1 pseudogene is annotated in these 271 nt (G+C 45.0%); it reads right to left on the reverse strand.

Going from position 1 to position 271, the window contains the following annotated elements:
- A pseudogene (locus tag FQ668_RS27515) lies at nucleotides 1-271 on the reverse strand (elongation factor G); the annotation flags it as partial.

The raw sequence follows: 271 nt of genomic DNA on the forward strand, positions 1-271 counted from the left end.
CGATAGCATCGCCCATATATTCATCCGGCGTATTGATTTCGATTTTCATAATAGGTTCCAATAATTGCGGTGCTGTTTTATTAATGATTTCCTTCATCCCCAGGATCGTGCACATTCGGAAAGCCATTTCACTGGAATCTACCGGGTGATAAGCGCCGTCGAAAAGAACGAATTTAATATCTACCATCGGGTAACCGGCTAATAAACCTTTTTCGACGGTCTCGCGAAAACCCTTTTCGACCGCCGGGATGAATTCGCGCGGAATGTTACC

The sequence above is a fragment of the Pseudomonas sp. Kh14 genome, assembly GCF_900291005.1.
Lineage (GTDB): Bacteria > Pseudomonadota > Gammaproteobacteria > Pseudomonadales > Pseudomonadaceae > Aquipseudomonas > Aquipseudomonas alloputida.